This window comes from Rhizobacter sp. P3_C12 (assembly GCF_056402735.1).
This window is the reverse complement of the sequence record NZ_JBFUGW010000004.1, coordinates 1-20,792: the sequence shown is the minus strand read 5'-3', so window position 1 is coordinate 20,792 and position 20,792 is coordinate 1. Positions and strand designations below refer to the sequence as shown.

At 69.4% G+C, this 20,792-nt stretch carries 19 protein-coding genes; 9 read left to right on the top strand and 10 right to left on the bottom strand.

Annotation, left to right across the window (positions count from 1 at the left end; translation table 11 throughout):
* Positions 1-12 precede the first annotated feature (12 nt).
* The gene (locus tag AC1DXV_RS01580) at positions 13-1,620 is read left to right on the top strand and encodes a gamma-glutamyltransferase family protein (RefSeq protein WP_477865685.1); all 1,608 of its coding nucleotides are present in this window, start codon (positions 13-15) and stop codon (positions 1,618-1,620) included.
* Positions 1,621-1,758: 138 nt separating this feature from the next.
* Here the strand turns inward: AC1DXV_RS01580 and AC1DXV_RS01575 are convergent, their stop codons facing one another.
* Genes AC1DXV_RS01575 through AC1DXV_RS01560 form a run of 4 tightly spaced genes read right to left on the bottom strand, consistent with a single transcriptional unit; the run spans position 1,759 to position 5,341 of the window.
* A complete protein-coding gene (locus AC1DXV_RS01575; protein ID WP_477865684.1) occupies positions 1,759-2,502 on the bottom strand; it encodes a VWA domain-containing protein in 744 nt (247 codons plus the stop codon).
* Positions 2,502-3,449 carry a hypothetical protein gene (locus AC1DXV_RS01570; RefSeq protein ID WP_477865683.1) on the bottom strand — a complete coding sequence of 316 codons (948 nt, stop codon included), beginning with the start codon at positions 3,447-3,449 and terminating at the stop codon, positions 2,502-2,504. The genes AC1DXV_RS01575 and AC1DXV_RS01570 overlap by 1 nt, the downstream gene beginning before the upstream one ends.
* Before the next feature lie 36 nt (positions 3,450-3,485).
* Positions 3,486-4,127, bottom strand: a complete 642-nt coding sequence (locus AC1DXV_RS01565) for a TerD family protein (protein ID WP_477865682.1) — start codon at positions 4,125-4,127, stop codon at positions 3,486-3,488.
* Between the two features lie 14 nt (positions 4,128-4,141).
* Positions 4,142-5,341, bottom strand: a complete 1,200-nt coding sequence (locus AC1DXV_RS01560) for a hypothetical protein (protein ID WP_477865681.1) — start codon at positions 5,339-5,341, stop codon at positions 4,142-4,144.
* 134 nt (positions 5,342-5,475) lie between these two features.
* On the opposite strand from AC1DXV_RS01560, the gene AC1DXV_RS01555 reads away from it, so the two are divergent.
* Together AC1DXV_RS01555 and AC1DXV_RS01550 are read left to right on the top strand one after the other, a co-directional pair.
* Complete coding sequence (locus tag AC1DXV_RS01555) at positions 5,476-5,877, top strand: nuclear transport factor 2 family protein (protein WP_477865680.1); 402 nt, start codon at positions 5,476-5,478, stop codon at positions 5,875-5,877.
* Between the two features lie 78 nt (positions 5,878-5,955).
* Positions 5,956-6,198, top strand: coding sequence for a glutaredoxin domain-containing protein (locus AC1DXV_RS01550; RefSeq protein WP_477932206.1), 243 nt, complete (start codon positions 5,956-5,958; stop codon positions 6,196-6,198).
* A gap of 30 nt (positions 6,199-6,228) precedes the next feature.
* On the opposite strand, the gene AC1DXV_RS01545 is transcribed toward AC1DXV_RS01550, so the two are convergent.
* From AC1DXV_RS01545 to AC1DXV_RS01525, 5 genes are all read right to left on the bottom strand, one after another.
* Complete coding sequence (locus tag AC1DXV_RS01545) at positions 6,229-6,666, bottom strand: DUF1801 domain-containing protein (RefSeq protein WP_477865202.1); 438 nt, start codon at positions 6,664-6,666, stop codon at positions 6,229-6,231.
* Between the two features lie 98 nt (positions 6,667-6,764).
* Positions 6,765-9,833, bottom strand: coding sequence for a di-heme oxidoredictase family protein (locus AC1DXV_RS01540; RefSeq protein WP_477932204.1), 3,069 nt, complete (start codon positions 9,831-9,833; stop codon positions 6,765-6,767).
* 342 nt (positions 9,834-10,175) lie between these two features.
* A complete protein-coding gene (locus AC1DXV_RS01535; protein ID WP_477865204.1) occupies positions 10,176-11,729 on the bottom strand; it encodes a methyl-accepting chemotaxis protein in 1,554 nt (517 codons plus the stop codon).
* Positions 11,730-11,873: 144 nt separating this feature from the next.
* Positions 11,874-14,918, bottom strand: a complete 3,045-nt coding sequence (locus tag AC1DXV_RS01530) for a sensor histidine kinase (RefSeq protein ID WP_477865200.1) — start codon at positions 14,916-14,918, stop codon at positions 11,874-11,876.
* Entirely contained in the window at positions 14,902-15,555 is a 654-nt protein-coding gene (locus tag AC1DXV_RS01525; RefSeq protein ID WP_477865199.1) for a response regulator, read from the bottom strand. Before AC1DXV_RS01525 ends, AC1DXV_RS01530 begins: the two co-directional genes overlap by 17 nt.
* 277 nt (positions 15,556-15,832) lie before the next feature.
* Between AC1DXV_RS01525 and AC1DXV_RS01520 the strand changes: the two genes are divergently transcribed.
* From AC1DXV_RS01520 to AC1DXV_RS01510, 3 genes are read left to right on the top strand one after another with little or no spacing between them, the layout of a single operon-like run.
* A complete protein-coding gene (locus AC1DXV_RS01520; protein ID WP_477865198.1) occupies positions 15,833-16,153 on the top strand; it encodes a winged helix-turn-helix domain-containing protein in 321 nt (106 codons plus the stop codon).
* Between the two features lie 55 nt (positions 16,154-16,208).
* Entirely contained in the window at positions 16,209-16,571 is a 363-nt protein-coding gene (locus tag AC1DXV_RS01515) for a hypothetical protein (protein ID WP_477865197.1), read from the top strand.
* Complete coding sequence (locus AC1DXV_RS01510) at positions 16,568-17,050, top strand: hypothetical protein (protein WP_477865196.1); 483 nt, start codon at positions 16,568-16,570, stop codon at positions 17,048-17,050. Before AC1DXV_RS01515 ends, AC1DXV_RS01510 begins: the two co-directional genes overlap by 4 nt.
* An 18-nt stretch (positions 17,051-17,068) precedes the next feature.
* Here the strand turns inward: AC1DXV_RS01510 and AC1DXV_RS01505 are convergent, their stop codons facing one another.
* On the bottom strand, positions 17,069-18,388 hold the full coding sequence (locus AC1DXV_RS01505; protein WP_477865195.1) for a pectate lyase family protein: 1,320 nt from the start codon (positions 18,386-18,388) through the stop codon (positions 17,069-17,071).
* Positions 18,389-18,610: 222 nt separating this feature from the next.
* Here AC1DXV_RS01505 and AC1DXV_RS01500 point away from each other — a divergent pair, with 222 nt between their 5' ends.
* The 3 genes from AC1DXV_RS01500 to AC1DXV_RS01490 form a co-directional block, all read left to right on the top strand.
* Complete coding sequence (locus tag AC1DXV_RS01500) at positions 18,611-19,168, top strand: DUF308 domain-containing protein (protein WP_477865194.1); 558 nt, start codon at positions 18,611-18,613, stop codon at positions 19,166-19,168.
* A 47-nt stretch (positions 19,169-19,215) separates the two neighbouring features.
* A complete protein-coding gene (locus AC1DXV_RS01495) occupies positions 19,216-20,040 on the top strand; it encodes an ABC transporter substrate-binding protein (protein ID WP_477932202.1) in 825 nt (274 codons plus the stop codon).
* 27 nt (positions 20,041-20,067) lie between these two features.
* A partial coding sequence (locus AC1DXV_RS01490; RefSeq protein ID WP_477874657.1) for an ABC transporter permease occupies positions 20,068-20,792 on the top strand: 725 nt, incomplete at its 3' end.

The following is a 20,792-nucleotide window of genomic DNA, read 5'->3' as shown; positions in this document are numbered from 1 at the left end:
ACGGGGCTCCCTATGAACTTTGACTGGACGAATCCCTACCCCACCATCCGCAGCCCGCTGATGGCCCGCAACGTCGTCGCGACCTCGCAGGCGCTGGCTTCGCAGGCCGGGCTGCGCATGCTGCTGAAAGGCGGCAATGCGGTCGATGCGGCGATTGCCGCGGCGGCCGCGTTGACCATCGTCGAGCCGGTGTCGAACGGGCTCGGCAGCGACAACTTCGCGATCCTGTGGGACGGCAAGGCGCTGCACGGGCTCAATTCGTCGGGCGTCGCGCCGGCCGCGTGGACGCCGGACTACTTCCGCCGCAAACACGGCGACAAGATGCCGATGCGCGGCTGGGACGCGGTGACCACGCCCGGCGCGGTGGCGGGCTGGATGGCCTTGTCGGAGCGCTTCGGCAAGCTGCCGTTCGCCGACCTGCTGGAGCCGGCGATCGAGCTGGCCGAGCGCGGCCATGGCGTCGGCCGCATCGTCTCGGACAAGTGGGGTCGCCAGGTGCCCGGCCTGCAGGACCAGCCCGGCTATGCCGAGGCCTTCATGCCGCGCGGGCGTGCACCGGAGCCCGGCGAGCGCTTCGTGTTCGCGGCGGCCGGAGCCACGCTGCGGCAGATCGCGCTGACGAAGGGCGAGGCGTTCTACCGCGGCGAGATCGCCGAGAAGCTGGTGGCGCACGCGAAGGCGCACGGCGGCAGCATGGCGCTGGCGGATCTTGCGAACTTCCGGCCCGAGTGGGTCATGCCGATCCGCAAGGATTTCGCCGGCCACACGGTGCACGAGATCCCGCCGAACGGGCAGGGCATCGCCGCGCTGATGGCCATGGGCATGCTGGAGCGGCTCGACCTGGCGCGGTACCCGGTCGACAGCGTCGAGTCGCAGCATTTGCAGATCGAGGCGATGAAGCTCGCGTTCGCCGACACCTACCGCTGGGTGGCCGACGCGCGCGCGATGACCGAGGTGACGGCCGACGACCTGCTGAGCGACGGCTACCTCAGCGAGCGCGCGAAGCTGATCGACCCGAAGCGCGCCGGCGACCCGGCGCACGGCACGCCGCCTGCGGGCGGCACCATCTACCTGAGCGCGGCCGACGAGCGCGGGATGATGATCAGCCTGATCCAGTCCAACTACATGGGCTTCGGCAGCGGCGTGGTGGTGCCGGGCACCGGCGTGAGCCTGCAGAACCGCGGCTATGGCTTCACGCTGGACGAGAAACACCCGAACGTGGTCGCACCGGGCAAGCGGCCGTTCCACACCATCATCCCCGGCTTCCTGACGCGCGACGGCCAACCGCAGATGAGCTTCGGCGTGATGGGCGGCAACATGCAGCCGCAAGGCCACCTGCAGACGCTGGTGCGCATGCTGGTGCACCGCCAGCAGCCGCAGGCGGCCTGCGATGCGCCGCGCTGGAAGGTAGGCAACGGGCGGGCAGTGGATTTCGAATCGACGATGGCACCGGCGCTGGTCGATGGGCTGAAGGCACTCGGCCACCGCTTCGAGCCGACGCCCGATGCGTACATGGACTACGGCAGCGGGCAGTTCATCTGGAAGCTGAGCGATGACCTCGAAGACGGCTACGTCGCGGCCAGCGATTCACGGCGGGACGGGCAGGCGGCGGGGTATTGAGTGAAGGCCCGGCGGTTGCAAAGAAACACCGTTCGCCCTGAGCTTGTCGAAGGCCCCGCACGCTTCGGGCACAACCCTTCGACGGACGGGCCTTCGGCAAGCTCAGTCCCTGCTCAGGGCGAACGGAGCGTCACGCGCTCACCCCTTCAACCACGCAATCAACTCCCCATCGATCAACTGCTCGTTCAACTCCTCGTCCGACTGCGCGACGAACTTGCGCAGGTTGTGGATGGCCTTGAAGCCGGTGTTGCCGAACTGGTCGCCGATGCGATCGAGGAACGGGAAGGTCGAGCCCTGGTTCGAGATGCCGAGGAACAGGAAATAGACCTGGTCCTGCCGCTGCTCCGATTCGCGCAGCACGCGCATCGTGCGCTCCTTGTCGGCGTTGTCGCCGTCGGTCGCGACGATCACCAGCGAGCGCTTCTTCGCGACGGGGATCACCTCGTCCTTCTGCCCCATCAGACGGCCGAAGAAGCCCGCCTTCTTCTCGATCGGGCCGGCCCAGCCGAAGTGCTTCAGCATGCGCTCCAGCAAATGCGAGTAGTCGGTGCCGCCGTTCCAGCCCGGCACCTTCGCGATGATGTTGTTCGCGACGTAGCCGTCGTAGTTGCCCGCGTCGACCGAGCCCACGTCGTGCACGCCGTTCGCACCCGACGAGAAGGTGAAGACATCGACCTTCCTGTCCGGATCGAACGCCAGGCCCCAGGGCACCAGCCGCGTCAGCAACTGGTCGGTGATGCCGGCGCGGTGCTCGTCCTCGAACGAGCCGGAGACGTCCAGGCCGAAGCCGACCTCCAGCGCGGGGGGCTGGGTGACGCCGGCCTTCTCGAGGCTCAGGACCAGCGTGCGGGCGGACTTTTCGAGGTTCAGGGTCAAGGCCATCAGAGGGCTCGCTTCAGGGTTTGCAGGATGTCGTGGAGTTTCTCGGCCGCGAGGAAACGCTGGGTCTCGCTGGGCCGCGAGGCCAGGCCGGCCAGCTGGGCGTGGACCGCGGGCAGCTTCAGCAGCACGCCGTCCTGCACCCAGGTCATCAGCTCCTGCAGGCGGCTCGCGTCCTGCGCCAGGTGCAGGCGGTGCTCCTGCAGCATCGCCTGCGAGCCGGTCAGCGACGTGAGGCGGGCCAGCAGCAGGCCGCCCGCGTCGGCGCCGAGGTGGTCGAGCAGGTATTCAGCGGCCAGCGCGCTCGCTTCCAGCCGCTGGCCGCAGGCCAGCACCGGCTGCCGCAGCAAGCCGAGCGCCTGCAGCTGATCGGACAGCGCCGCACGAGAGGCGCCGAGCAGCGCCTCGAGCTGCGCGACCTCGGCTTCGTGCCCCGCCCACACGGCAGCGGCCGGCTTGCGGAAGAAACCGCCGTCCAGCGCTTCGAGCACGTCCGACAGCAGCTCGTGCAGCCGGCGCAGGTGCTGCGGCACGCTGCGCGTCGTGGCCTCTTGCGCAAGCTGCAGGCGCTGGCGGATGAGCGCGGCGAGTTCTTCCTGCTCGGGCATGCCGAAGCGCAGCCAGCCGCTCGCATCGAGGCTTTGCACGTGCAGGCCCGCCAGCACGCCCTGCGTGCGCTGCAGCGCCGCGGCCTCGGCGTGCGGAAAGCGGCGTGCGAGCTCGGTCAGCGGCACCTCCACCGGCTTGCGCTGCACGCCGGGCAGCGCCGAGGCGGCGAAGACGGGGGGCGCGGCAACGACCGGAGTCGCCGGCGCCGATGGCATCGCCGTGACCGTCCGCGTGGACCCAGGCAGCACCGACCCCGGCAACACCGTCGGCTTGACGGTTCCCGGTGCCGGCGCGGGTTCGGGCCCACCCGCCCCGCCGATCACGGTGACCTTGATGCTCATGCCATGCGCCAGCCGCGCAGTCTCACGAGCGCCGCATCACGAGAAGTGGCCCAGCACCTGGTTGAAGTCGCTGTTGAAGCCGACCCCGACGCCGACGAAGGACGAGCCCGAGGCCTCGACCATGATCGAGCCCATCTGCACGCCGACGAACTCGCCGAACTGGTCGGACAGGCTCACGTTCAGCAGCTCCTTGCCGAGCGCGTTCTCGACGACGACGCGCGCGTTGCGCACGGTGCGGAACGAGCGGCCGGAGCCTTGGGGATGGATCATCGCGACCAGCGGGATCTCGATCACGCCGGCCGCCGGCGGCGCGAGCCGGTCGGGCTGGATCGACACCCACTCGTCGTCGCCGGTGGCCAGGCCGTCGGTCGCGTCGGGGCTGTGGACGAGCGCACCGCCGTGCACCGAGAAGGTCTTGTCGGCATTCAGCGGCAGCGTGCCGGTGGCCTGGCCGCGGATCGTGCGCTGCACGTTGTAGGTCGACAGGATGTCGCCGAAGCTCGACACCTTTGCGCCGCCGCCGGTGTTCACGGCCACCAGCGCGTGCAGGTCGATGTCGGTGTCGCCGTCCCAGGCCAGCCGCACCTTGAAGCGCTCGCCCTTGTCGAGCGACAGCGACAGCTTCGGGGCGGCATCGCCGGGCTTGGTCAGGTTGAGTTTGAGCGAAGGTGCGGTCATGGGGGCAGCGCTGATCAGCGGGTGAGGGTGTAGGACTGGGCGGCGACGGTGGCGGCGGGGTTCAGCCCCTTGCCGAGGGTCAGCATGTCTTCGCGGGCCTGCGCCATCAGCGCGCGGGCTTCGTCGAACTTGCGCTGGTTGGTGTCGCGTGCGGCATCGACCAGGGCCACGAGGTTCTGCGTGTCGGCCACGACGGATTGCAGCTGCTGCGCCTGTGCCAGCCGGTTGTTGCCCGGCGCGGTGGCAGCGTTCTGGACGGCATCCTGCATCAGGATGCTGCGCACCCGGTTCAGGTTGCGATCGAGGTCGGCACCCTGCTGGCCCAGGCGCTGCAGGTCCTGCACCATGCGCGCGCCGTGGATGGTCAGCAGCGTCATCTTGATGCTCGCGAAGCGCGAGGCCATCGTCGTCGCCAGTTCCTGCAGCGTCGCGACGCCGGCGTTCTGCAGCTGGCGGATCACGAGCTGGTCGGCCGGCAGCTTGCTCAGCGTGCCTTCGACGGCGAGCGCGCGCGATTCGAGCGACTGCAGCTTGTCGCGCAGGTCGTGGCGGCGCTGCGGGTCGCCGGCGAGCACGGGCTCCAGTGCAGCGACCTCGGCGCGCGCCTTGGCCAGCGCGCTGTTCAGGAAGACGGCGTCTTCAGCGAAGGCGACGAAGCTCTTGCGGTACTCGGCCTTCACGGTGTCGAGGTGGCGCAGCTCCTCGTTGAGGCGGGTCATCTCGGTGCGCAGCCTGGTCTCCATGCCGGCGATCAGCTCGGACAGCGCCTTCGAGCGGCCCGATGCGATGCGCGCCGCCTCTTCATAGGCCCGGCTGGCGGCTTGGCGCAGCGACTTCCGGTTGAAGAGGCCGAGGATGCGCGCCAGCAGCGACGGCTGCGCGTTCAGGATGCGGTTGGCCAGCTCGGGCAGGTTCTCGTCCTGCACATGCTGGTTCAACGATGCGACCAGCGTGAACAGCTGCGGCGAGGTGCTCTTGTCGATGCGCGAGAGAAAGCCGTCGAGCGTGCGGTTCAGCGCCAGCTCGGGCTCCAGGGCCAGCGAGGCGATGTCGTGCTGCGAGATCTCGGTGAACCGGAAGGCGTCGACCCGGGCCAGCAGGCTGTCCTGCTGCTGCGGCGACAAGGCCAGCGGGAAGTTCTGCGGCAGGCTCAGCTGCGGGTTCGTCGCCAGCGACGCCGGCGAGGTGGCCACGAGGGCGTTGGGGTCGGTCATGGGCGCCATTCTCATACAAGCGCTGCGGATGTAGGAGCACACCTACGGGGGAACCCCGCCTTCTCCGATGTCCCTGCCGCACAGGAGTCGCAGGATGGAAGCCTGTTCCTGATCGAGCCTGAAAGGAGTTCCTCATGCCGACACCGCAGAAGACACTGATCGACCTGGAGAAGAAGTTCTGGCAGTCGATGGTGAACCAGGACACCGACACCGCGCTCGCGATGCTCAGCGAGCCCTCGCTGATGGTCAGCTCGCACGGCGCGATGAAGTTCGACCACGCGGCCTACCGCCAGATGGCGGAGCACGGCAACATGGTGATCACGTCGTTCGAGCTGAGCGACGTGGAGGTGGTGTTCCCGAACGACGCGACGGCCATCGTGACCTACCGCGTCAAGCAGGGCGTCGCGCCGCGCGGGGAGAGCAAGGCCACGCAGCAGGTGATGAACGACTCGTCGACCTGGGTGAAGAACGGCGGCGGCTGGCAGTGCGTGATGCACACCGAGACGCCGGCCGAGGGGGCGCCGACGAAGCACTGAGGGGCGAGGCTGGCGGGGCCTGCCGATGCCGGGAAAATTCGCTACCCTGGCGGCCCCGCTCCATGAACCTCGACCCCCATGACCCTGAACATCGTCGTCTATTCGAAATCGGCCTGCCCGCAATGCGACTCGGCCAAGATGCTGCTGAGCTCCCGCGCGCTGGAGTTCAAGGAGATCCGCATCGATGACGAGGCCGAGCGCCTGGCGTTCTTCGAGAAATGCGGCCCGTCGGTGCGGCAGATGCCGCAGGTCTTCATCAACGACCAGCGGGTCGGCGGGCTGGCGGGGCTGCAGGCGGCGCTGGCGCAGCTCGGGCGGTGAGCGGCATCGTGCTGCTCCGGCCCTCCGGCCTCACATCCGCTCTCCCGGCAGCCGGCTCGCCTGCGCCACCCAATCGATGAACCGGGCCTCGTCCAACGGCTCGTCCTCGCGGATGTGCAGGTAGCGCGTCTCCGGGCTCTTCGACTCGACCGGCGGCATGGGCTCCAGAAGTGCTCCGCGGAAGAACGCCACCTTCACGTAGTTCGTGAAGACGTGGAAGCTGAGGAACCATTCCTTGTCCGCCATCCCGTAGAACGGCGAGTTCCACTTGACCGCCTTGTGCACGGCCGGCACCGCGCGAACGACCAGTTCGTCGATGCGGCGCCCCACGTCGCGCTTCCAGCCCGGCATCGCGGCGATGAAGGCCTGCACGGGTGCGTCGCCATCTCCCTTCGGGATCTGCGGATTGCCGCCGGCCAGCAGCACGGGCGCCTTGCCCTTCGATGTCGCCTTCGATGTCGATTTCATGGCAGTGAACGCTGCGCGCAGCAGCGCGGTTGCTGAAAAGCCGATCGTGCAACGAAAAACGCCGCCTCGAAAGGCGGCGTTCCTGTCTGGCGATGGCGTTACAGCGAACCGAGGAAGGCCAGCAAGGCTTCCCGATCGGTCTTGCTCAGCGCGACGAAGCGATCGCGGCTGGCCTTGCCTTCACCGCCGTGCCACACGATGGCTTCGGTCAGCGTGCGGGCGCGGCTGTCGTGCAGGTAGCCGAACTTGACGTCCTTGCCTGCGACCAGTTCGGTGTAGCCGATGCCCCACAGGGGCGACGTGCGCCACATGTTGCCGGTGGCCAGGCCTTCGGTCAGGCCGTCGCCCAGCTCGGAGCCCATGTCATGCAGCAGCATGTCGGTGTAGGGCTTGATCGTCTGGTCGCGCACTTCCTGGAACTCGCTGGTGGAACCGGTCTTCATCTGGGTGACGTGGCAGGTCGAGCACTTGATGTCGGTGAAGACCTTGGCGCCGGCGGCGATCTTGTCGACGTCCGGGTTCAGCGCGGCCAGCGGAGTGACACCCTTCGGGTAGCCGCTCGCCACGTTGCGTTGCGCCGGCACGGCCAGCAGGGCGACGTAGCGTTCCAGCAACTTCAGCGCGTCTTCCGTCAGGCCGGTGTCGACACGGTTCGCGGTGGTGCACTTCGCCGGGCCATACAGGCAGTCGCGGTTCGGGTACACCGGCGACGTGACCGACATGTCCAGCAGCGCGGCGGCCGACACCTGGTGGCGCAGGCTGACCTTCGATGCCTTCCATCCGTAGCGGCCCAGGCGCACCTTGCCGGTTTCCGGGTCGTACGCGAAGTTCGCGACCCCCATGACGCCGTCGGCATCCGGGGTGGTCCTGGCGCGCGCGATGATGTCGGCGTCCGGGATCGCCTCGAGCAGGCCCATGCCGATCACCGGCTGGGCGCTGCGCACCGAGAACACGCTCGGGGTCGGGCCGTCGAACGAGATCGTCGGCTTGCTCAGCTCCACCGAGCTGCCGTCGGCCAGCTTCACGGTCTTCAGTTCGAAGCCTGAGACGTGCACCGCGGTGCCCCAGTCACGACGCACGCCGTCGGTCGATCCCTTGGCGTTCATCTGCGCGCCCAGACCGTACATCGGGTGCGGCAGCTGCTGCCCGTTCGCATCGACTGCTGCCGTGCGAACCGCCATCGTGTCGAGCTTCTGATTGACGACGGTCGGTGCCAGGCTGCGGTTGTTGTGGATGTGGCAGCCGAAGCAGGTCGACTGGTTGAACATCGGGCCTTGCAGGCCGATCGCGGCCTTGTTCGTGTCGTTGCCGTTCTCGGTGTGCTCGCCGGTCTGCATGTTGCTGTGGAACCAGCGGCGGCCTTCGACGAAGCGCTGCATGTTCTGCATGCCGATGTTGTTGTGCGGCTGCTGGAACACGAAGGTCGAGTTGTCGGCGTAGTCGTAGGAGACCGAACCGAGCCCGCCCTGCAACGCCTCGGGCGGCAACGGCGTGTTGTTCAGGCGCGGCTGGGCACCGTAATACGGGCGCAGGCCGGCCCCCACCACATAGCTCAATTCGTTGGTGTAGTAGCGATGACCGTCGCTGGTGCCGAGCCCCTTCATGATCTCGGTCGTGGAGAAGAACGACGGCGTGAACTCGATCACGTCGCCCGTCTTCAACGAGCGCGCCGCGACGGTCTTGCCGGCGACCAGGGTCCCGGTGGTCGACTTGCCGGTGGCGGCATCGAAGTTCACCGCGTAGTCGTAGAACTGGGTGGCGCCGGGCACGTCGGCACTGCGGCTCAGCACGCCGTTGGCGTCCGTGGAGAGTGCTGCATGGCCGGGGAAGGTGTCGAACACCACGCTGCAGCCATCGTTCGCGCCGATGATGTTGTTGTAGCCGCTCGTCGGCTTGGCCAGCGCGTTCTGCGGCGGCTTGGGCACCACGGGGCACGCGGCGATGCCTTGGCGGCCCAGGTTGTAGGTGTCGTCGTCCAGCAGGTCGCCCGGGCTCATCCAGCCGAAGCCGGTGGTGTTGGGGTTGTCGAATCCGCGAACGAAGGAATGGCCGCCGCCGAACTGCGGCTGCTGGAAGTACTCGTTGACGATCAGCTTGGGCTTGGTGACGCCGGTCACCTTGCTGTTGTCGATGAACTCGACACCCCAGGTGCGGAAGGCAAAGTAGTTGGCCACGAAGTTCAGGTGCGCGCCGGGCCCCTTGTCCACCGGTTTTCCGGCGGCATCGACGGTCTCGTTCGCGCCGTAGCCGACCTCGTTCCAGTCTTCGCCGCGCTCACGGGCGTGGCGCGAGCGGCCGACGAAGCCGACGCGGGTCACCAGCGTGCCGTCCGGCAGCGAGAACTGGATGGTGTCGATCGGTGCCTGCTGGGCTGCTGCCGGGATCAGGTTGCTGCCGTCGGCCGGGTGCGGGATGAGCGAGGTCGCGACCGTCKAGCCCAGCGTGTTGTCGCTGCCCGGGGACTTGAAGCTCGCCTCGATGATCGAGTAGCCGTAGCCGGTGGCGCGCTTGACGCCGTTGATGCGCACGTAGCGGACGTTGGCGTTCAGGTTGTAGAACTCTTCCGTGCCGCCCTTGCCGTCGGCCACGTAGCGCAGCTGGTACCAGGTGTCGCCGTCGTCGGAGACGAGGATCGCGTACTCCTTGGCGTACGCGGCTTCCCACACCAGCTTCAGGTAGCCGATCTGGGTCTTGGCGCCGAAGTCGAACTGCAGCCAGTTGGTATCCGACTGGGAGCTTTCCCAGCGGCTGTTCTGGGTGGCGTTGCCGTCGATGGCCTTGTCGGCGGTGTTGCCGCCGTTGGCGCTCGAGGCGGTGGCCTTGGTCGGTACGACGGCGACGCCGGGCTTGCTCATGTCGACGCCGGTCGGCAGCTGCTGCGCGGGCGTCGGGGCCRGCGCAGCGGGTGCGCCGCCGGACGGAATCGACGGCGGCGGTGCCGGTGTCACCGGCTCCAGCACCGGCTCATTGGGATTGCCGCCACCGGAGGCGGGCGGTTGGGCCGGCGGTTGCGGCGCGGGGGCGCCGACGTCGGGACTCGGTGCCGCGGCGGAATCCGCATCCTTGCCGCCGCACCCGCTGAGGACGGCCGCTGCGAGGAAGAGGGAGCTCAGCGCCACCAGCGCTGCGCGCGGCCGGCTCTGTCCCTCGGGAATCTGGTGCTTCATGCTTACAGGTCCTTTGATCGTGTCTGTTGGCTTGGGGCTGCGGCGCCCGAGAACTTCATCAATCCTCAGTGCCGGGTGCATGCAGGAACTGATGCGCAGGTTTGATGCCAACGTCGATGCAACGGAACCGGTTCCGCACCGTGCGTCCTACGGAGCCCGCAAGCGCGCGGCGTCGCCCGAAGAGCGACGCATTTCACGACAGAAACAACTGGAAACAAGCTTGACCGGATGGGATGCCCGGGAACAGTTTGCGGCCGCGGGTGCTGCAATGCACCCCATCGATCAGGCGATGGATGCCATTCGATATTCGATGGGTGCGGGGTGGTTCCCCGCTGGCAGCGCTCAGGCGGCGACGGCGGATCGAAGCCGGAAGGCGCCGACCACTTCCGTCAGGCGCTGCGCCTGGACGCGAAGGCTGTCCGCAGCCGCAGCCGATTCCTCGACGAGTGCGCTGTTCTGCTGTGTCACGTGGTCGAGCTGGGTCACGGCATGGCTGACCTGGTCGATGCCGAGCGACTGCTGTTCGGACGCGGTGCCGATCTCGGAGATCAGCTGGGCGACGCGCTGGACCGAGCTGACGATGTCGCGCATCGTCGTGCCGGCGTCGGCCACCAGCCCCGCGCCGGTGGCCACGAGACCGACGCTCTCGCCGATCAGGGCCTTGATCTCCTTGGCTGCCGTGGCCGAACGCTGCGCGAGCGTGCGCACCTCGGCGGCAACCACCGCGAAACCGCGCCCTTGCTCGCCGGCCCGGGACGCCTCCACCGCGGCATTCAAGGCCAGGATGTTGGTCTGGAAGGCGATGCCGTCGATCACGCCGGTGATGTCGGCGATCTTGCGGGAGCTCGCGCTGATGTCGTTCATCGTCGAGACCACGTGCGACACGACCGTGCCGCCCTTGGTGGCCACGACGCTCGCTGAAGCCGCCAGCGCGGTGGCCGTGCGTGCGGCATCGGAGCTGCTCTTCACCGTCGCGGTGATCTCTTCCATCGACGACGCGGTCTGCTGCAGGTTGGAGGCCTGTTCCTCGGTGCGCTGCGACAGGTCCGCATTGCCGGTGGCGATCTGGCTCGAGCCGGTGGCGATCGAGTCGCTGCTCTGGCGGACCTGGCCGACGATGCGGACCAGGGATTCGTTCATCGCCTTCAGCGCGGCCAGCAACTGGCCGGTCTCATCCTTGCGCTCGACCGTGATCTGCGAGGTGAGATCGCCGGATGCGACCGTCTGCGCCACGCGCACGGCTTCGGCGATGGGCAGCGTGATCGAGCGCGTGAGCACGACGGCGATGCCGCTGGCCAGAGCGACGGCGACGACCGTCAGGCCGATCATCAGCAGCTTGGCCGTGCCGGCGATGCCGGACGCTTCGATGCCGAACTGTTCCATCCCGTCGACCTGRCTGGTCGAGAACGCCTCGATCGACTCCAGGTAATCCTTCTGCAGCGGCAGGATGACGCTCACGAGCTGCTGGCGCGCCTCGTCGGTCTTGCCGGCCTTGATCAGCTCGACGAACCCGGCTTCGCGCTCCTTGAACTTCGCACGGCGCTCGTTGAGGTGCGCGAGCGCCGCCACGCCCTTCTCCGAGTGGACCGACCCCTTCAGGCGATCGATGGCGCCGGCCACGATCGGCGCCGACTGCTCGACCTTGTGCAGCTCCTCGCGGGCGACGGCGGGGTCCGTCGCGATCAGTGCGGTGCGGATCGCACGCAGCTGCTTGTTGACCTCGTTCTCGATGGTCTGCGCCAGCGCCACCTTGGCGTAGCGGTCATGGAGGATGGTCTCGGTGTTCGCGTTGACGGCGCCGATCTGCGTGTAGCCGATGGCGGCAACGGCGACCAGCAGGCCGATGACCAGCGCGAAGGCCGCGGTGAGGCGGGTGCCGATCTTCAGGTTGTCCACAGCTTTCAAGATGACCTCTCTTGCTCCGCGGAGCCTGGTTCGCGCTTGCCGCGCTTGCATTTGCCAACGCGTGATGTACCGGGACTATCGGCAGGGCGGGCGCGAGCCTGAGCCGGCGAACGTGAACAAGTCGGCGGCGCAGGCTCAGGTGCGGAGGATTGCCGGGTCCTCGACGTGCAGGCGCACGGTCGTGCCGCCGCCGGGCCGGCTGGCGATCTCGAGCGTGCCGCCGAGCAGGCGGGCGCGTTCCTCCATGCCGAGCAGGCCATGCCCGCTGCGCTCGTCCGACGGGTCGAAGCCGGTGCCGTCGTCGGCAATCGCCAGCTGCCAGCGGCCGTCGGTGTGCTGAAGCGCGAGGTCCACCCGTGCGGCATGGGCGTGCCGGCGCACGTTCGTGAGCGATTCCTGCGCGATGCGGAAGACCTGCGTCGCGATGTCAGGAGCGAGCCGGTCCGCGCCGGCATCGACCTGCAGCCGGCACGGCAGGCCGGTGGCCTGGCTGAACTCCGCGGCCAGCCATTCCAGCGCGGCGGCCAGCCCGCCGTCGAGGGCGGGCGGGCGCAGTTGCTTCACGAGCGCACGCACGCCGCCGGCCAGGTTGTCGATGCGGTCGAGCAGCAGCTGGTACTGCTCCTGTGCCGGCGGCTGCTCGCCGCGGGCGCGGGCGCGCAGCACGGAGGCCTCCATGCGCAGGGCGGCCAGCTGCTGGCCCATCTCGTCGTGCAGTTCGCGCGCGATGCGCTTGCGCTCGTCCTCCAGCGCGCGCGTGTTGTGCTCGCCGAGCCGGCGCAGCGCCTGGCGCGACACCTCGAGTTCGGCGGTGCGCTCGGTCACCGCGTGCTCCAGCCGATGGCGCTCGGCCCGCTGGCGCCGGCTCGTCGCCCAGGTGCTCAGCCACCACAGCAGCCCCAGGCCGGCCGCGGTGGCCAGCTTGGCCGGCGTCGACAGCCACCAGGGCGGCGCGATGGTGAAGGGGATCCGCAGCGGCGGGCCGGCCGCGACGAGCGGCAACCGGTAGGCGGCGCGCACCTCCAGCACCTGGCTTCCGTCCTCCGGCGACTCGATCGTCACGACGTTCCCGGCGATGGCCTGCCAGGGCGCGTTGTCGTGCAGGCGGTATTCGAGGTGCAGCATGCGGCTGCGGCCGAGGTTCGGCGTCCCCAGCGTGAACTGCAGATGGCGGTCGTCCCAGTCGATCTGCGCCGGCACCTCTGCGGCGGTCCTGTCGCCGAACGCCACGGCCTGGATGCGCAGCACGGGCGGCGCCGGTTCGGTGGCCTGCGCGCGGATGCGGGTGACCCCGGCACTGCTGCCGATCCACGCGGTGCCATCGGGTTCGAGCAGCACGGCACCGTCGTCGATGTCGTCCCACAGCAGCCCGTTCGAGTGGTCGATGTGCCACCAGCGGCTGCCGTCGAACACGAACACGCCCCGGTCGGTGCCGAACCAGACCCGTCCGTCGGACGCGGTGCGAAGGAAGTACTCGGTCGGGTTCCCGAACTGGGCCAGGTCGAACCGGCGGGTGAACCGGGCGATGCCGGCGGCGTCCACGGCGTAGACCGAGAGGCCCTGGCTGTCGAAGGCCCAGAAGTCCGTGGCATCGACGAACGCTGCGCGGCCGTAGACCTCGACCGGCTCACCCTGCGCATCGCGCATCGGCAGCCAGCGGCCGTCGACGGCGCGCAAGGCGCGGTGCCCGCTGAGGAACCATTCGACCGCGTTGGCCGCGACCCCCTGCGCCGGGAAGGCGATCTCGTTCACGAAGTCCTGGTCCGGCAGCCCGCTGGCCACGGGCTGGCGCTGCGGGCCCGACGCCGCGGCGACGACGCGGTCGACGCCGTTGCGCCCGGCGAGGTAGATGCCCCCTTGCCGGCCCTGCATCACGACGGAGAGCGACGGATCGTCGAAGATCACCGCGGCCCGGGCCGTGTCGGCCTTCAGCCGCATGACGCGGCCTGCTTCCACCCACCACAGGTCGCCACTCGCATCGACGGCGAGAGCGCTGACCGCGCTGGCCGGGTGGCCTGCCTGCGCCGGCAACGGCTGGAACCGGGCCGTGCTCTCGTCCAGCCACGCGGCACCCCGGGCCGTGCCGGCCCACAGCCGCCCGCTGCCGTCGCGCGCGAAGGTGAACGTGGCGGGTGCCGGCAGCCCGAGGGCCGGGGTCCAGTGCTCGACGTTCAGGTAGCCGATCCAGCAGTGCAGGCCGCGGCCCGATGTGCCCAGCCACAAGCTGCCCTCCGCATCGAAGAACAGCGAGCGGATCAGCGTCTCCGGCAAGCCCTGCGCCGGTGTCCATTCCCGCCAGCGCCGCCCGTCCCAGCGTGCGATGCCGACATCGGTGGCGGTCAGGATGCCACCTGCCGGGTCCTCGGCCAGCGCCGCGGTGGCCGGCAACCGCTGTGCCAACGGGGCCTCGACGGCGCTGAAGCGCTGTTGCGCCGGCGGCAGGTGGGCCAGCCGGTCGCGGCTGCGCGCCCAGACACTGCCGTCGCGCGCTATCACCAGGTTGCCCCACATGCGGGCCGGCAGGCCCTCGGCCTCGCCCCAGCGGCGCAGCGTGCCGGCGCGCCACTCGCACAGCCCCCGGCCACAGCCGAACCACAGGGCACCGCGGCCGGCGCGCAGCGGGCCGGAATCGGCATCCATCTCGCCCGGCGGCGCGGGGAACGCCGGCAACTGCAGCTGCCGCACGACCGGTGCAGCGCCGGGCAGGGGGGCGTCGATCGACCAGATCCGGCTGCTGCGGTCGATGGCCAGCACGGTGCCGTGCTCGTCGATGTCGATGCGCTGTCCGGGATCGACGCCGATCGGCTTGCCGCCGGGCTGCGTGATGGCCGACCACTGCGCCACGCCGTTCTTCTCGCGGCGCAGGAACAGGCCGACATCGGTCGCCACCCAGAGGCCGCCGCGGGCATCGGCCCGGGCCGCGTGGACCATGGACCGCTGCGCGCCCGGGGCCATCGGCTCGCGATGGATGCGGAAGCCGTCGAAGCGGAACAGGCCGTTCTCGGTGCACAGCCACAGGGTGCCGTCGGCGGCCTGCGTCAGGCAGCCGACCGCCATGTTGGTCAGTCCGGCCGCCTGTTGATAGGCCTCGAAGACCGCGTGCTGTGCCTGCGCAGGGCCGCTCCACCCGAGCAGCAGCGCGGCGAGCGCCGCCAGGGCGCGCTCAATCCACCAGGCCATGCCTCAGCGCATAGCGCACCAGGTCGCTCAGCGAATCCTGATTCAGTTTTTCCATCAGCCGGGCCTTGTAGGTGCTGACGGTGTTCGGGGCCAGGTTCAGCTCGCTGGCAATGTCGGTCGGGGCCTGGCCCTTCACCAGCGCGAGCAGCACCTGGCGCTCGCGGGCCGACAGCAAGGCCATCGGCTCGGCCTGCGCCTGCTCGGCGCGCAGCATCTCGCTGCTCAGCGATGGATCGACATAGCCGCGCCCGGCCGCCACGCGGTGGATCGCATCCAGCAGTTGCTCGGGCGAGACGTCCTTCGTCAGGTAGCCGAGGGCGCCGGCCTTCAACGCGCGGCGGGCGATGTGCGGATCGGCATGCATCGTCAGCACGAGCACCGGCAGCTGCGGATGGGCCGCGGCGACACGCTCGATCAGGTCGACCCCGCTGCAGCCGGGCATCAGCAGGTCGAGCAGCAGCAGGTCGATGCCCCCGGCGTCGACAGCGGCCAGCACCTCGGCCGCCGACGCGCCCTGGCCGGCCAGCGCCAGCCCCGCGTCGAGCTCGAGCATCTTGCGCAGGCCTTCGCGCACGAGGGCGTGGTCGTCGGCGATGAAGACGCGGATCGGGACGGCGATGGAGGTGTGTGGCGGCATGGGAGTCACCGGGACGGTGCCCCTGATGTAGTGATCAGTCTACAGGATGCCCGCTTTATCGGCAGATCACCGGCCCGGTCGCGTCGGAATCGAGCAGTTTGTGAGAATTTACCCGTCGATCATTCTCTGTTTCTTGTAGATTAATGTCTACACGATTTGATGTTGCACTACACCGCAAGGGCTTATGTTCATCTATCCATCACCCCGAGATCGATCCGACCACGCTGCCTGGAGCGTCCGGGACGACAGTTCCGCCAGCGCGCCGGCGCTTCACGCCGTGCTGCGTTTCGGCCGCTGCGAGGTCCGGACCGCGTCGCGCGAGATCCTGGTCGACGGCCAGCTGCGCGCGCTGCAGCCGCGGCCCTTCGACCTGCTGCTGGTCCTCATCGAGAGCCGTGCCCGGGTGCGCACCACGAACGAACTGCTGGACGAGGTCTGGCGCCACCAGATCGTCCAGCCCGGTTCGCTGGCCGCGGCGGTGATGCGCATCCGCCAGGCCTTGTGCGAAGGGGAGCCCGGCATCGGCCAGTTGATCCGCACCTACCCGCGCGTCGGCTATCGCTTCGTCGCCGTGCTCGATGGCGAGGTGGCGTGCTGAGCGGCCGCCCGCCATCGATCGATGCCGACCTGCTTCTTCATGAGGTGCATGCACCATGTCTTCGTACCGCATCAACGACCCGTACCCGCTGCTGCCAGGCTGGCTGGATGAGCTGGCGAGCGCGACGCTCGAACACATCGCCGACGACCTGAGCGAGCTGCTGACCCGGCATCCCGGGGCCCGGCGCACCCTGATCCACCTCAGCGTGATCGAGAACACGCTGCGCTACAAGGATCGCGCCGCGGCCCACCGGCTGCCCGTCGGCGTGCTGCAGGGCGCGCTGGTCCAGCTGGAGGCGATCGGCTTCGCCAGCCGGAGCACCGGGCTGACCATCCTGCGCTTGCGCCTGATGCAGGCGCTGCTGCGCCATGGCGCCACGGCGGCGCCGGCACGCGCCCCGCTGCACGCGGGTCGATGAGCCTCTGTCGCGGGCCCGGACACGCCGATGCCTGTGCCGCCGAGGAGCGCGCCGTCCGGCGGCGTTGCCTCGCGCTGGTCGCGATGGCGGCGGTGGCGATCCTCGCCGCGATGGCGCTGCGCCGCCACGGCGACGCCATCGCTCGCGACCAGCTGGTCGACGGCACGAGTGCGCTGGCCGGCCTGCGTGCGCGCCTGGAGTCGTACCACCGGCACCACCGCACCTACCTGACCATCAGCGAGGACATCGTCAGCCCCTGCGACACCCTCCCGGCCGGCGCGGCCGGGACCTTCCACGTGCAATGCATGCAGGTCACGGCCACCACCTATTTCCTTGCCGCCCAGGGCAGCGGCGTGACGCAGGGCTTCGTCTACACGACGGACACGAGGAACACCCAGGTCACCGCAGGCCTGCCGGCCCGCTGGGGGGCGAACCCACCGTATCCGTGCTGGATCACCCGCCAGGGTGACTCCTGCTGATGGACGCCTGCTGATCGCTCAGATCTTCCCGACGCCGGCATGGGCCTTGACCGTGTCGGGCACGTCGTTGGCCGAGATCGGCTTGATCAATCCACCCGCGAGGGGCTTGAACGCGGCCGGCACGGCCGAGTCCTGCACGAGCTTGTCGGTGGTCGGTGCCGGGCTGGCGATGTTCGGGTTGCAGGGGCGCCCGATCGCGGCGATGCAGGTGGCCTTGGTGGCCGAGGTCTGCCCGTACACGCCGAACAGCTGGCCGTTGCCGGTGGCATCGGTGAGCACCGGCATCGAGACGTTCCGGAAGTAGTTGGCCTCCATCAGCACGCGCGTGTTGGCCCCCTCGTAGTCGAGCGCATGCCAGCCGCCGGTCTCGAAGTAGTTGTTGACGAGGTGCACCAGCGCACCGCTGCCGGCGGAATTGAAGCGCGGAGCGCGACCGTCGAAGTGATGCAGGTAGTTGCCGGCGATGGTGATCCTGCCGTTGCCGTAGGCGAGCAGGGTCCAGTAGTGGCTGCCGGTGCAGCGCGCCGACCACGCCGACCGGCCGTCGAGCTCGTTGTTGGAGAGCGTGATCTCGTCGACCGTCGCCGTGGCATCGCCGTTGCCGAGGACGATGAACTGGCGGCCGATGCGCGCGAACCGGTTGTGGTCGATCCACACCTTCGTGGCCGCGGGGATGGACAGGCCGTCACCGCCCCAGACCATGCCCTCGTTGATGTCGGTGAACGACAGGTTGCGGATGATGATGTTGCTGACGCCGCCCTGCAGGATCACGCCCTTGCCCTTGAGGCCGGCGTTGGCGCCCACGCCGACCAGGGTCTTGTTCGAGCCCATCAGGAGGGCGGTGGTGCCGGCCACCTTGTACCGGTAGGAGCTCGTCGGCTTGCCCGTGCAGTAGCTCTTCTGCCAGTCCTGCACGTTCAGCGTGATCTCGCTCTTCTGCGTGACGCCGGTGCACACGCTGGTCGCGAAGCAGCCCGGTGCCGAGGCGCTGCCCTCGCTGTCGGTCAGGTCGATGACGGACGCCACCTCGATGATGCGCCGTTCGGTGTCGGTGCAGCCGTTGCCGTTGCTGGTGCGGCAGAGCTCGCGCTTCAGGTCGGCGACCGTGCTCACGCGGACCGTGCTGCCGCCGACGCCGCCGGTGACGCCGGCCGCGAAGCCGATGGGCACGTTGCTGACGGCGCGCACGGTTTGCGCCTCGGCGCCCGCGCCGTCGTTGGCCTCGGCGCCGGATCGATCGAGCTCGGACGTGCCACCGCACGCCGCGAGGACGGCAGCAGCCACGGTGACGAGCCACAGCGCCGGGCTGCAGACGCGATGGGTTGGGTGGGTCGACAAGATGCTGTTCCTCCGGATGGCTCGATGCACGACCCTAGGGCAAGGCTTCGCCGAAGTCGTGACGGAACCTTGCTGGCGGGATGCCGGGAACGACAAGATCGAAACACGTTGTGAGCCCGGGCCGTCCATCCGGAGCGATGCCGGCATCGGTCAATCGTCCGATTCCGCCGGCCGGCCGCGCGCCGCAGACTGGCCTGATCCGCTTTCCACCGAGATCACGCCATGACGACTGCAAGCTCCCTTTCCACGAACTCCACCTGGCTGAGGACGCTCTACCTCACGCGCGCCGGCTTCTCGATCGCGTGGGTGGCGCTCGCCTTCACGGTGGCGTTGGCATCGCCCGTCGTCGCGAGCGTGCTGCTCGTGCTGTACCCCGCGTGGGATGCGCTGGCGAACGCGCTCGACGCCCGGCAATCGGGCGGCATGTCGGCCAACACGACGCAGATGGTCAACGTGCTGGTCAGCGCCGCGACGACCGTCGCGATGGGCGTGGCGGTGCAGCGGGGCATGCCCGCGGTGTTCGTCGTGTTCGGCGTCTGGGCCGTGCTCTCGGGCCTGCTGCAGCTGGGCACCGCCGTGCGCCGCTGGAAGCACCACGGTGCGCAGTGGGCGATGGTGCTGAGCGGTGCGCAGTCGGCGCTGGCCGGCACGTTCTTCGTCAAGCAGGCCAGCGGGCCGGCGCCGATGCTGCAGAACCTGGCGGGGTACGCGGCGGTGGGGGCGGTCTACTTCCTGATCTCAGGGTTGATGCTGCTCTGGCGCGAGCGCCGCACGCGCTGAATATCCGCGATGATGGGGTCCTTCGATCGACTCCTCCGTTGCATGACATGACGCCGTCTCGCCGTGCCTTCGCCGCCCTGCTCCTGGCCGCCTGCGCCGTGCTGCTGCCGCAGGCGGCCGGTGCGCAGGAGAAGTTCATCGTCGTGGCATCGACCACGTCGACGGAGCAATCGGGCCTCTTCAAGCACCTGCTGCCGGCGTTCACGCGCGCCAGCGGCATCGAGGTGCGCGTCGTCGCGGTCGGCACCGGCCAGGCGCTCGACATCGGCCGGCGCGGCGATGCCGACGTGGTGTTCGTGCACGACACGGCGGCCGAGGAGAAGTTCGTCGCCGAGGGCTGGAGCGAGAAGCGCTTTGCAGTCATGTACAACGACTTCGTGCTGGTCGGCCCGAAGCCGGACCCGGCCGGCGCGCGCGGCACCGACATCGTCGCYGGCATGGGCAAGGTGGCCGCCGGCGGCCAGCCCTTCGTCTCGCGCGGCGACCGCAGCGGCACGCACAGCGCCGAGCTGCGGCTGTGGAAACTGGCGGGGCTCGACCCGGCCGCCGCCAAGCCGGCCGGCTACCGCGAATGCGGCTGCGGCATGGGGCCGGCGCTGAACATGGGGGCCTCGATCAACGGCTACGTGCTGACCGATCGCGGCACCTGGCTCGCGTTCAGGAACCGCGGCGAGCTCGCCATCCTCGTCGAAGGCGACAAGCGGCTCTTCAACCAGTACGGCGTGATGCTGGTCAACCCGGCCCGGCATCCGCAGGTCAAGAAGGAGCTCGGGCAGCGCTTCGTCGACTGGCTGGTCTCGCCGGCGGGCCAGGCCGCCATCGGCAGCTACCAGATCGAGGGCCAGCCGCTCTTCTTCCCGAATGCGGACTGACCGGATGCGAACTGACGCCGCGGGCGGATGAGCACCTTCGCCGACAGCTGGCGGCTCGCGTGGACCTTGATCGTCGGCGGCGACGCCGAGCTGTGGCGCATCGCGATGCTCTCGCTGCAGGTGAGCGGCATCGCGGTGGGGGTCGGGTCGGTGGCGGGCCTGCTGCTCGGCGCCTGGCTGGCCGTCGCGCGTTTCCCCGGCCACGGCGTGTTCGTCTGGGCGGTCAACACCTTGCTCGCGCTGCCCGCCGTGGTCGTGGGGCTGCTGGTCTACCTGCTGCTGTCGCGGGCGGGGCCGCTCGGGCCGTGGGGGCTGCTGTTCACGCCGACGGCCATGGTGGTGGCGCAGAGCGTGCTCGTGACGCCGTTGATCGCCGCGCTGTCGCGCCGGCTGGTGCTGGTGGCACTCGATGAAGGCGGCGACCAGCTGCGCTCGCTCGGGGCGGGGCCGCTCGCCTGCGCGCTGCTGATGCTGGTGCACGAGCGGCTGGGCGTCGCGACGGTGCTGCTGACCGCGTTCGGCCGCGCGGTCGCGGAAGTCGGCGCGGTGATGATCGTCGGCGGCAACGTCGCCGGCGTCACGCGCGTGATGACCACCGCGATCGCGCTCGAGACCAGCAAGGGCGACCTCGCGCTGGCGCTCGGCCTGGGCCTGGTGCTGCTGGGCATCGTGGGCGTGGTCAATGGCGTGATCATGCTGCTGCAGTGGTGGGGCGCGCGCACGCGGGCGCTGCCCGCGGTGCCACCGTTGCG